Source organism: Paenibacillus sp. Soil766, assembly GCF_001428105.1.
GTDB lineage: Bacteria > Bacillota > Bacilli > Paenibacillales > NBRC-103111 > Paenibacillus_E.
This window is the reverse complement of sequence record NZ_LMSJ01000027.1, coordinates 97,693-110,997: the sequence shown is the minus strand read 5'-3', so window position 1 is coordinate 110,997 and position 13,305 is coordinate 97,693. Positions and strand designations below refer to the sequence as shown.

Annotated in this window: 4 protein-coding genes; all 4 read left to right on the top strand. The window is 42.2% G+C overall.

Features of this window, described 5'->3' with window-relative positions:
- Positions 1-264 precede the first annotated feature (264 nt).
- The 4 genes from ASG89_RS21530 to ASG89_RS21515 all read left to right on the top strand — a co-directional run bounded on the left by ASG89_RS21530 (position 265) and on the right by ASG89_RS21515 (position 13,273).
- Positions 265-2,763 carry a glycosylhydrolase-like jelly roll fold domain-containing protein gene (locus ASG89_RS21530; RefSeq protein ID WP_057313130.1) on the top strand — a complete coding sequence of 833 codons (2,499 nt, stop codon included), beginning with the start codon at positions 265-267 and terminating at the stop codon, positions 2,761-2,763.
- Positions 2,764-2,842: 79 nt separating this feature from the next.
- Positions 2,843-5,224 (top strand): beta-galactosidase, encoded by a 2,382-nt coding sequence (locus ASG89_RS21525; protein ID WP_057313129.1) that lies wholly within the window; start codon positions 2,843-2,845, stop codon positions 5,222-5,224.
- 76 nt (positions 5,225-5,300) lie between these two features.
- A complete protein-coding gene (locus ASG89_RS21520) occupies positions 5,301-6,140 on the top strand; it encodes a sialate O-acetylesterase (RefSeq protein ID WP_235549862.1) in 840 nt (279 codons plus the stop codon).
- A 623-nt stretch (positions 6,141-6,763) separates the two neighbouring features.
- Positions 6,764-13,273: an Ig-like domain-containing protein gene (locus ASG89_RS21515; protein ID WP_057313128.1), complete on the top strand. Its 6,510-nt coding sequence runs from the start codon at positions 6,764-6,766 to the stop codon at positions 13,271-13,273.
- The last annotated feature ends 32 nt before the right edge of the window (positions 13,274-13,305 follow it).

Genomic DNA, 13,305 nt, shown 5'->3' with positions numbered 1-13,305 from the left:
GAAGATGGGGAACTGACGAAGGAAAGCCGTGTGCGGGAAATCCGCATGCACGGTTTGACGGGGAGTCCGAGGGAGTAATCCCTCGTCTTACCCTACTGTAATAATATATAAACATTCATGATGAATAAACCAATGATTAAAAAAAGCTTATTATCTCAAGAGTTTCGGAATTTGGTTAATAACCTGAAATAAGTTTGTTGTGTCTTTTTTTTAAATCCAAGTATAGTGTGGTTACAACAACCTTAAACTGCAAGGGGAAAACAGATGAATAACACGTTGGAAAGATTAAAACAACAATTTGTAGAACCACCTGAAGAATTCAGTCCGATTCCTTTCTGGTTTTGGAACGATGAGTTGTCACAAGAGGAGATTATAAGACAAATTCACGATTTCCATTCAAAGGAAGTGAACGGATTCGTCATTCATCCGCGGATGGGACTTTCACATGAGACACCCTACTTGTCAGATGCTTATATGGAGCTGGTAGAGGTAGCCGTTTCAGAGGCTGCAAAACTGGGGATGTCGATTATTTTATATGATGAAGGGATGTATCCTTCAGGTTCTGCTTGCGGGAAAGTCGTTCAGCAAAATTCCGAATTTGCGAGCCGTGGATTAAGAATGGAAGAGCATCCGTGTGGGAGAGATGGTATAAGGATTTCGTTTGATCTTGCACAGGGCGAAGAGATGGTTTCGGTTCAAGCTGTTCTCAAGTTGTCAGACGATACAATTGCACATGAAAGAACGATAAACCTGGATTTTGATCAAGATGGTGTAAGTTTCAAGGAACCAGAAATAGGGAATTGGTCCATATTGTTTTTCATCGAAACTTATTCGAAGGGAACCATTAGAGGTGTTCATCAAGGTCAAGATGATGGGGGGCCAGATTCACCCTTAGCTGCAGATCTATTAAATCCAAAAGCAGTTCAAGCTTTCATTTCACTTACGCATGAAAAGTATTATGAGTGGCTCAGCAAATATTTCGGAAGTACAATTTTTGCATTTTTCACAGATGAGCCTGATTTACTTGGACGAGAACATAGACATGGCTTGAAGCCGTGGACGCATAGGTTTATAGACGAGTTTCTCGAGTGTGGAAATGATGAACAGAATTTACCCGTGCTTTGGTTTGAGGCTGGAGAGGAAACAAGAAAAATTCGCAGTGCTTACGAAATGACGGTTCGGAATCGGTTGGCACGGACCTATTATAAACAACTCGCCGAATGGTGCGAAGCGCACAACATTGGATTGACCGGTCATCCGGCAGCGAGTGATGACATTGGTCTATTAGAGTATTTTCACATTCCGGGGCAAGACGTGGTATGGCGATACATAGCCCCAGAACAAGATAAAGCGCTGACTGGCGTGCATAGTACGATGGGGAAGTGCTCTGCCGATTCTGCACGCCATCGTAATAAAAGAAGAAATTTAAATGAATGTTTTGGCGTTTGCGGAAAAGAGAGCGGCTGGGCACTAAACGCAGATAATATAAAGTGGTATTTAGATTGGTTGTTCGTTAGAGGCGTTAATTTGATTTCTCCACACGCTTTCTATTATTCGATTCGGGATGAACGACGTGATGAAAGACCTCCAGATGTAGGTCCGAATAATATATGGTGGCCGGAGTACAACAAGTTCTCACGTTATATGAAGAGGATGAGTTGGCTAATGACCGACAGTGTTAACACTGCAGAAGTCGTAGTGCTGGCACATGCAGATTATTTGCCATGGCAAATTGCTAAGCCTCTATACGAAAATCAAATTGAGTTCAATTACTTGGAAGAAGAGCTTCTGGATGGCCTAAGTCAGTTAGAAGATGGCGAAATTCGGATCTCAAAGCAGCGATATAAGGTATTGCTGATTGAAAATGCAGAAAAAGTACAATCATCGAGCTGGACAAAGATTGAAGCATTTGTAAATCAAGGTGGTATTCTGATTGAGATATCTGCTGAGGAAGGCAAGAAAACGAAGGAAATCGGGCAGTTAAGTGTAAACAATGCCAATGAGATACCAGAATTGTTGATGAAATTGTTGGATAGTACACCTTTACTTCAGCCTGCTTCATCATCCATTCGGATCAGTTGCGTTAAAAAAGAGGGTATAAACTTCTATGTCATTGTGAATGAAGGCGAAATACCATTTGAAGGGATGCTCCGTACAGAGATAATGGGTCGAACAGAGTTGTGGCAGCCTTGGACCGGAACAATGGAAAGGGCTGACGTTGAAACCTGTGCTGAAACTTACCAGAACATTAACTTTACAATTGAACGCAGGGAATGTCTTATTATTGCGATTGATCCGAGCCAAGCGGGCTTAGAATTACATTCATCAATTCAACGAAAACTAATGACGGAGATATTGAATATTTCGGATAATTGGCGTGTACAAGACGCAGTAGTAAGTTATGAGTTGCCGGTCCTTCTCTCGTGGACGGAATTAGAAGGTCTGGAGCATTATTCTGGAAAGATAACTTATGAGAAGCTCTTCGAGTTCACTGAATCTCTAGCTTATAAGGGGATAATGCTTGATCTCGGGAATGCACATGAAATGGTTCGTGTATGGATCAATGGAATAGAAATCGGAGTTCGTATGTGGAAACCGTATGTGTTCGATATTACGCAGGTCGTGAGACAAGGCTGGAACGAGATACGTGTAGAAGTGACTAATACGTTAGCCAATCGTTACGACAGTCAGTCGCTACCCTCTGGTCTGATTGGACCTGTAATTGTAAAAGGATTGTTATACATGAATGAACTTCGTTCTTGATAAATACATTGCCGCATTTCGACATTTAATACAAGCAAGGGTTGCTTAATTTAAAATCAAATAGGAGGAGCTTTCAATAATGCCTACATATACATTAGATGCTCGTGATGACCGAAAGCGAATTTACTCAGGACATATTCGGCAAGGGGGCTCCAACCCGCAGGGGGAAGTCATAAGCTTTACAAATTATTATATGGAGCGCGATGGTACGCCTTTTTTTGCCGTCTGTGGAGAGTTCCATTATTCCCGGTATGATGAGCTTCTATGGGAAGATGAGATTGTTAAAATGAAAATGGGTGGTATCAATGTAATTGCTACCTATGTATTTTGGAATATGCATGAGGAAATTCAGGGAGTATTTGAATGGAACGGTAATAAAAATTTAAATAAATTTGTGGAGCTGTGTGGCAAGCACGGACTTTACGTCATTGTAAGAATTGGTCCTTTCTGTCATGGAGAGGTGCGAAATGGTGGTATGCCGGATTGGTTGTTCGGTCGCCCATTCGAAGTAAGATCTAATGATGAGGGCTATTTGGCGTATGTGAAGGTGCTGTATCAAGAGATTAGCCTGCAGTTACAGGGCCTTCTGTACGCTCAAGGCGGGCCGATCATTGGTACACAAATTGAGAACGAACATAACCATTCTGCAGCGCAATGGGCGCTCACGACAGGCATTAGCAACCTATGGCTGAGCCAAGGAACAGGTGGCACGGACCATATGATAAAACTGAAGGAACTTGCCGTTGAGGTGGGTATTGTGACGCCTATCTATACCTGCACAGCCTGGGGAGGAGCAACGACGCCAACGGAGGAGATGTTGCCTTTATGGGGCGGTTATGCGTACTGGCCTTGGATTTATTATGAGCATGATCGATTCGGTGAGATGAAGGATCATCCTCCTACACCCGAGTATCTGTTCCGAGATAAACACAACAATGAGAAACAGAAAAGTTATAATTTTGAACCATTATACACGCCCGAAGATTACCCCTACATGTGCTGCGAAATGGGCGGAGGGATGACACCTTTCTATAAATATCGCTTTCAATTTGATTATGACAGTGTGCCGGCAATGACAGGGATGAAAGTCGCAGAAGGTTGCAATATGATCGGCTACTATATGTATCATGGGGGTTCGAATCCGAAGGGGAAGAGGGACTTATACCTGAATGATTTGGCAACGCCAAAGATCTCCTACGATTTCAATGCGATGATTGGGGAGTTCGGGCAAGTGCGGGAGTCCTATAGACGAGCGAAGCTACAGCATTATTTCTATACGCAATACGAGGAATGGTTGTGTCGCACGAAGACGATTCTTCCAATGGGTGCCTCCGAAATAGAACCAACTGACATCAATACGCTCCGTTATGCGGTACGAGCAAGTGAGGGTTCGGGGCTATTGTTCTTGAACAATTATCAGGATCATGTCGAGAACATCGATTTAGTGGATATTCAGGTAGCAATTGAACTGGAAGTGGAGACCATTCGGTTCCCAGCAGAAGGCGGCCTACGGTTGAACAAAGACAGCTATTGCATGCTACCCTATCAATTTGATCTTAGCGGCATTAAGTTGAAGTATGCAACAGCACAGTTGATTACGCATATCGAGGTAGATGGTGAGATCTACTACTTCTTCGCGATTCCAGATGGCATGCGAGGGGAATTCGCCATTCACTCCGAGTCACTACATGGTGAGATCAAACTTAATCAAGGCTCCGTCCGGCATACAGATGACGTAACCATTGTTACATTGGAAGAAGCGGATATGGTAGTGTTCAGTATGCAAGCTGAGGCATCTAGCGAAATCGTGCATGTAGTTGCCTTTTCGGATCAACAAAGTCTTAATTTCTGGAAGGCCAACATACAGGGGCGTGAACGTGTTTTCTTGACGAGTACTAATTTACTAATTTATGAAGATCAAATTAAGCTAGAGTCGACAGATGAAACGGAAGTAACGCTCTGCATATTCCCTGATGTAGATGCTGTTCACATCATAAGCGGGGCAGAATTGGTAGAGCAAAGCATGCAAGAACTGTTCAAAGTGTATAAGTTTCACATTCCAAAAAAAGAAATTACGTTGGATTGCGCCAAGGTAGGCCCGGATAAAGCAGAGCTTAGATTCGCACCAGATGCCTTTGGACAGGTGAAACAAGTACTGTTACGCATCACTTATACAGGAGATATTGGCTATGCTTTCATCGATGGAGATCTCATCAACGACAACTTCAGTAACGGATTACCATGGGAAATCGGCTTAAAGCAGCTAGAGGAGAGGCTAATTGAACAGGGCATGTATGTTTATATTTCACCGATTCGAAAAGGTTCTTTTGTAAATAGTCTCACTACGATGGCGGGCTGGAGTGAACAGGCGACCGAACGTATAGCTGAAGTTCACTCGATTCGTGCAGTGCCTGTATATGAGATTACAATCGGTACCAATCAGTACTCGTTAGAGGACTAAAATAATACCTCTCGAGACATCTGATCTCAGATTCTCAATGAAGAAATCAACCAATAAGTGTGGTGGCAAATTCAAAATGGATTTGAATTTAACAGCTAGTAATTGCGTAGGTCAAAATGAGGTAGACCTTATCATGTTTATGGGACAGTCGAATATGGCTGGTCGTGGGACGGCCGCGCAAGCACCTGCTGTAGCAGCTGGTACAGCATATGAGTTCCGTGCCATCTCGGATCCGACACAGCTATATCCTCTGTCAGAGCCGTTCGGTGAGAACGAGAATAACGCTTCAGGAATTACAGAGCCAGGCGCAAAAACAGGATCAATGGTGTCGGCTTTTGTTAACGCCTATTTTGGGGTTGTCGGCCGCAAGGTGGTTGCGGTATCCGCAGCAAAAGGTGGGTCATCTATTACGCTATGGCAGCCTGGAGGGGCGTATCTTAACGACGCTATTGCGCGATACAACACCGCTAAGAACTGGTTGACATCTAATGGATACACCATTAAAAACAAGTTCATGGTATGGTGCCAAGGTGAAACTGACGGTGATAACGCGATGTCCGGAGCGAACTACGCCATACATATTAACTGCATGATAGATGCCATGATCACAACAGGCCTCGAAAAGTGTTATATCGTCCGAATCGGTAACCATCGGGATAACGCAACCTTATACGATTCAATTATCACCGTTCAAACTGAACTATGCAGAACACATAGTAATATGGTGCTGGTTTCTACGAAATTTGCGGCAATGGCTACAGCCGGGCTTATGAAAGATCAGTTCCATTATACGCAAGCTGGTTATAACGCCGTTGGAGCTGACGCGGGCATTAATACTGCTTTTCATATCATGACAAAGAAAGAGCCTTGCATGTATGACTTAGTGAGCGCAACAATGTATTTCTCATATAAGTGACATTGTTCCCAAATAGCCCAAGCCCCGAGTAACAGGTACTTTAGTTGACGTAGAAGCAGCCGCAGTCTAATACTTTATTTTCCAAGTCATAGAATGCGGCTGTAATACAGTAAGCAAAAAGATGTAATAGATTCTTGAGACTGCCCACATGTGCGGTCTTTTTATATGTTAACATTTCGCACAGCCCCAGCCTTTGCTGATCGATATGTTAAGATGCATTCCAAGCACAAGTCTTCAGATTTGTTTCGACGAGCAATATGCGAAGCAACGGAGGCCTATTTGTCAGCGAGAAGTGATTGAATTGAACGTAAAATACAGAGAATATAAGGGTTTCGGAAAAAGGTTTATATCCTGAATTTAGTTTGTTGTAAATTCGGATGACGGCTATGTATAGTGTGATTACCACTTAAACCGACGGTTAAGATAAATATTATAGGAGGTGACAGCTGCAATCTCATTTGGGAAATATAAGCATGGCGGGTATACAAGCTCTACCATTTCGGAATGTTGAGGTAAAGTTTTTGATGTTTTCAAGTATTAATAAAATTCAATATATCAATTCGTTATAATTGGAAGCGTTTGCAAATTTTAGGATTACTTAAGTTGCTAAAGGAGATGTATCGATGGTTAAAAAGATACTTTCATGTTTGCTCACAGTATTTATTTTGATTTCAATAGTATCTACGAAACCAGTTGCGACTGCATATGCACAGGAAGTTGATATAGGTGGTGAGAATTTAGGTTTCGAATCTAATTTTAATGGATGGAACGTAAACGGTAATGTTACAGTTCAAGCCACTGATGGCATAAATGGGAACTATGCTCTAATGAAATCCGGTTCAACTTTAAGCAAAACAATCAGAGGGATTCCCCAGGGCAGCTACACAGTAAGCATGTCGGTAAAAGGTGCGACTAGTGGCAATTCCGCCAATTTAACAATTAAAGATACAGGGGGCCCTGATTCTGTACTTAAAATTGACTCATTTCTTGATACAAGTACTTGGAGGGAAATTGCTCATAGAAATGTGCTGGTCTATAACGGACAAATGACCATAAATGTAAATGCGGGAACGTCAAGCGGACTACAGATTGATGAGGTTACAATAACGCTTGACTCCAACGATAACAATCCGGTGCAGAATTGGAATTTTGAAGAAGGCCTTCAAAACTGGGTCACCAAAGGTCAAGTTAGTATTGACACAGCTAAGGCAGACACAGGCGTGAATGCAGTCAAGCTGGCCGATCATTCTGAAGTTAGTCAAAAAGTGTCTGTAAAACCTGACACAGATTATATAGCGACAGTTCGCATGAAAGTAGATAAACAAGACACGTATAAAACAACCAAACAGTACAATCTAAGTGAAACATCTGTGCTGGGTCTTTTTGTTGAAAGGGAAATATTGGGGAACCGTGTTAATCTTGGTGTTAGGGGATTAGATGGGGTTGTACTGCGTCAAGCACCTGCCAGTACAGAAGGGTACGCACTGGTCACTATCGCGTTTCACACCAGTGTGAGTCAAACAGAAGTCGAATTATATGCAAATACGATATTTGACCAAAACTATATCAATTCTGTCACCGTGCATGAGAATAAAGATACTAATAATCCCTATCCCAATGGATGGCAAAGACCCAAATATGAAGAAATAGACAACACTCACCCGGCAGACGAATGGACTTCAAATGGCAGCCAGTTTGCATATGTTGATAATCTAAATGTTTTCGAAATATCTAATGATTACATTAAGGGCGCTGACATGTCATTTCTTCAGGCAACTGAGGATGCTGGAGGAAAATATTTTGCAAATGGTGTGCAGCAGGATGCACTGAGAATCCTATCTAACCATGGTGTGAATTCAATATTGACTATGTTATGGGTTAAGTCCGGAAATCCAATTTATGATTGGTATTCTTTAACGCCTTTATCAACAGCAACATCAGGTTATGATGGAGAAACCGTTACCGGACGACAAACGATCCCTGGATATTTTGATAAAAAACATAGTATCGCGATTGGCAAACGCGCTAATGAGTTAAACATGACATATACACCTAGTTTCCACTATAGCGACACATGGATTAGTGCAGCCAAGGCACATATGCCGTTGGAATGGATTCAAAAAGATTACAATGGTAATCTATCGAATCCCGATATTCAGATGTTGGAAACTGCCGTTTATAATTATGTACATGATACCCTTTCAGAGATGAAATCTGAAGGTGTCAGTGTTATATCTGTAAAGAATGGAAATGAGCAAGATGGCGGACTTGTATTCCCAGTAGCATTAGGTTCGAATTATAATCAGCATGCTGCAATTATAACCGCTTCTTCGCGAGCAGTTAAAGAAATTTATCCTGGTGCAATCAACACCATACACACAAATACTGGATACGATCCTGCACAAATCTCAGGCTTTTTCCAAGCATTTGCAAATCGCGGAGCTGAATTTGACGGGATGGCTTTTTCACTCTATGGGGGACGAGAAACCACGAGTCAATTTGTCATGATGAATGCCGCCATGCAAAATAATGCGACAAAGTATTATGACTATATCAATGTAGAGACAGGATTCACATTTACGACTTCATCTCCAATTGGTGATACTGAGAGTACCTTGACGATGCCGAAATATTATGGTGCTACTCCAAATGGACAGTACAATTTCTTATTGGATTATATGCAGGCTCCCCTTGATATACCGAATCCTTACGGCACAACAAGAGGATTTTACTATTGGAATACAGAGGTGTTAGCCATCTACGGAGCTGGCGCTAAAGCAGGAGAAGGTCCAGGAGCCAGCAAACGTGGGATGTTTAATAATGGAACAGAAGGTATTAAGGAAATGGGTAGCACTCGAATCGGTAAATCGGGTGATATGTTGGATAGTATGTATGCTTACTTAATCAGAGGGCATTCAAAGAAAGCATCGGATACTCTTTATAATCCACTGCGATACAACGGAACAAATTACGATGTAGGCGAAGCTACCAACCTATCATTTCTAAATGACAACATGTCCCTAAATGTGGGTAAGGTCAGTCGTTTGCAGCCTACAATCGCACCAATAAATAAATTACTCACAGAATATAAGATTCGTTACAGTTCTAGTAATCCTGGTGTAGCTGAAGTATCAGATGCTGGTTTTGTTTCAGGCAGATCTGCAGGAATGGCTGTAATCACTGCAAAAATAGGAAATGTTACAACAATCGTAAATGTGACAGTTAGTGATGCAGTTACAACTAGTGGGATGACGATCACCTATGACATCATTAGAGGTGGAAGTAGTGTTGGTACAGGGACAATATCACAAGGAAGTACAATTCAAGCCAAACCCTTTGATAGGATAAAATTTAAAAGTGCTGTTTCGGGTAGCCCTACCAAGAAGTCAGTTGTATATTCGGTATCGGATCCCGCTATTGCATGGTGGTACGGGGATACGTGGCAAACCGATGACAGGACAATGCGTACACTTTCTGATAAACTATCAACTGCCAATTATGAGCCTGTTGTACAGCTAAATCCTGTTAAAGGCGGAACGGCTACGATTACTGCTGCATCAGATGATGGAGTGAGCAGTTTGAACTTCAATATAACCGTAATTCAAACAGATGTTTCCCAAGTATCAATTAGTGGAGGAAATCGTTCTGTTCTTGCCGGTAAAAGCTTACAGCTAACGGCTGCTGTAATACCCAATGATGCATCATTTTACAAAGTGTATTGGAGCAGTGATGACGAAAGTATCGCGAAAGTGGATTCAAAAGGATTCGTTACTGCCATTAAACCTGGCATCACAACCATAAAAATTGTTTCTGATTCAAATCCTGCAATAACGGCTTCTATAACTCTTACTGTAACTGACGTGCTAGTTGAAAAACTGCTGCTCTCCAACAGCAAAATAGGACTTCCTGTGGGAGGCACCAAGCCACTCGTCTATTTAGCGCAGCCAGATAACGCAGTGAATAAAGCTGTTATATGGAGTGTGAAGCCAGGTAGTGAGGGCATTATATCTGTAGATCAGCATGGTGTAGTGACGGGGCTGCAAGCTGGTACCGGAACTGTTATTGTTACTTCGGCTGATGGTAGTCATGTGACTGCAGAATGTATTGTAAAGGTCGTGGAAGGGTCAATAGCTGCAACTAGTATGGAGTTGTCAAAAAATGAGGTGTGGGTTAATTCTAATTATTTCTCTCCCGATTCTGCAGCTAAGGGAGACAGCAAGCCTGTTACTAAGCTAGAAGCCATATTTGCACCAGAGGAAGCCACAAATACAGGTGTAGTCTGGTCTTCAAATAATAATGCAGTCGCATCTGTTGATACAAATGGGATTGTCACAGCAAATAAACCAGGCGTAGCAGTGATTACAGCTACTTCTATAGAAGGTGACTTTACGGGTAGTGCGACAATCTATGTACCCCAAATCAGTGAGGATTGGGAAAACTACAGCATAGTTTCCAAAGGTGGATTTACAGATGGTAACACGTTTACGTATCAAGTTGTCGACGCATCTGGCAATAAAAAACTTCAGGCTGCTGTATTAAGTCAAAAAGGCAGCGCGACTTCTCTAAACCGTAGAACAGTCACTCCTGTTAGTGACGACAAAGTGGTTGTTGATTTTGACTGGAATGTAGGTTCTTTTACAGCAGATAACCGTTACAGAGGCGGACATATTTCAATTGAAGATACAAACGGAAATACGTATTTGGCATTAGCCACATACCCGGCAGCTTTTGGGACCTTTCCTGAAATGACGTATTACTATAATAAAACTTATAATTCAACTGCAATGCCCACAAAGAATGGTACCGTAAATGGAGATTTTAACTACATTCACGGTGGCTTTACTGGGACTAATGGGGCTGTCGGGAGTTATACAGATACTAAAGATGTGGGGATAGGCTTTAAAGGAGCTAACAAAAATTATAATGTAAGAGTAAATCTGGATTTTAAAAACAGAAAGATCAGCTTTACAGTGACAGATAAGAGTATCCCTAGCATCACATCCACAGTTACAGACTTAGCAATGGATTCCAGGATTAGTTATTCAAACAGCTTCGGAGCAATCGCATTTTCACATTATTTCAACTCTCTTGCATCATGGACGACTACGATTGATAATTTGGCAGTGTTTACTACAAAAATTCAACCGGAAAAGATTAATTATGATGTGGATGGCATTAATGTGAACGCGAGTCAAGGGATTAAACTGGTACCAGTCAAGAATGCTCTGAGTGCTACTGCGAAAATTAATGCTCGTGTGCTTCCAGCAGCTGCCGATCAGAATATTGTATTTACACCGTTGGGTGAATTAGCGGGGAATGTCACTGTTGATACAAATGGAAATTTAATAATAAATCCAACTTTAATGGTCAACTATGGTAATTATGAAGCTATTCAGAGTGTTACCGGCTTCATTCGAGTTTCCTCCGTTAGTGCGCCTGACATATACACAGATGTTAAAGTTACAATAGGTAGTCCAAATGCATCTGAAATTCTTCAAGTATATGTTGACGGTGAGGAGTATTCCGATCCATTAACACTGGAATTGGATGCAAATCCCAAGCTAACTTATGTTGCCTCTGGTGGGGATGGGGTTTCAGATATATACGCGTTTAATTGGCAGGTTACTTCAGGTAATGGTCAAATTGATGCCAATGGTGTTTTATCCGCACAAACAGCTGGAAAAGTTACTGTTAAATTCACGATTGATCTATTCCGGAAACAAGAAGAGCGTACATTAGAATTTATCTTTGCACAGGCCGTCTCTGTCCCATCGGCTCCTGCAGACCTAAGTGCAATGGCGAAGGGCATGAATAGCATCGAGATAAGCTGGAGTGAGGCCAATGGAGCTGTGAGTTACAATGTATATCGTTCAGCTACTGCTGATGGGATCTATACCAAGTTGAATAGTGTTCCTCTAACAGGAACGATATATACCGATTCAGGTCTGACCGCAGATTCAATCTATTATTATAAGGTGTCTTCAGTTAACACAGCAGGTGAATCTGATAGGTCGTCAGTAGTGTCTGCGAGGACATTATCGCTGCCGCCAGTGGTTGTTGGTGTAATAGGTGTTAGTGTAGCGCCGACAATGGTCACTCTGCTAGAAGGGGAGACTTCCCAGTTAACAGCTTCACTATCGCCGCAGAATGCAACCAATAAAGCTGTGAACTGGAGTTCTAGCAACACAAACGTAGCGGAGGTAAGCACCAGCGGTGTCATAACTGCGAAGCAAGCGGGTACGACGGTTGTAACAGTTACTACCGTTGACGGATCTTACACCTCAACTGCTCAAGTAACCGTAAATGCAACACCTCCTGTAACGACGACTTCATATCGATTAACAGGGCCGAGTTCCATACAGACAGGAGATTACTTCCAGCTTACTTATGGACTGGCGAATGTCATCGGTAACGTATATGCCAAGTCGGTTACGGTCAACTACAATCCAAATGTACTTGAGTACGTAAATGTGAGTTCCTTACTTAATGGCTTTAATGTGGTGGGAAGCACGACTGGGTTGGGCACTGTAAAAATTATCGAGGCTAGTACAGGTTCGACAAGTGCAGTTACTGGCACGTTGGATTTACTGTCACTTACATTTCGGGCATTGAACCAGTCGGTTACTACCAATGTCTATATGAACGGCATAGTCTTAGGTGATCAGTTTGGTAACGAGATGACGGTGAGTAGTGGTAGCGGACATACGTTTAACATCGTTGCTCCAGCTCCAGTAAACAAAGCAGATTTGATAACCATTATGACGGATGCTGCTTATACCGTAGCAAATGCCAATGTTTTGAATCCAGCGGCACCTCGTTTTGGTTATTATTCACAGACCGTTATTAACGCACTTAACGATGCAATCGAGGCAGCTAAAGTAGTGTTTGATCAAGGTAATGCCACTCAGACTCAGGTTGATCAGGCGGAAAATGCACTATCTCAGGCACTGGCAGAGTTTCGCGCTTTGGCCAGTCAGACTGCTGGAGTAGGTGATGTGGCATTAATTTCAGCGAATTATCACGCAACCAGCAGCTCGGCAAATTGGCAATCACTCCAAAAATATGATTTGAATCAAGATGGAACACTAGATTTATTTGACCTTGTCTCCATGGCACAACGAATACTGAACTAACAACTTGTAACGGATGGGAGAAGATAGATGTA

Excerpts from the sequence above, each read along its gene's own strand:
- ASG89_RS21515 (WP_057313128.1), top strand. The coding sequence starts at position 6,764 with ATGGTTAAAAAGATACTTTCATGTTTGCTCACAGTATTTATTTTGATT.
- ASG89_RS21525 (WP_057313129.1), top strand. The coding sequence starts at position 2,843 with ATGCCTACATATACATTAGATGCTCGTGATGACCGAAAGCGAATTTAC.
- ASG89_RS21520 (WP_235549862.1), top strand. The coding sequence starts at position 5,301 with ATGGATTTGAATTTAACAGCTAGTAATTGCGTAGGTCAAAATGAGGTA.
- ASG89_RS21530 (WP_057313130.1), top strand. The coding sequence starts at position 265 with ATGAATAACACGTTGGAAAGATTAAAACAACAATTTGTAGAACCACCT.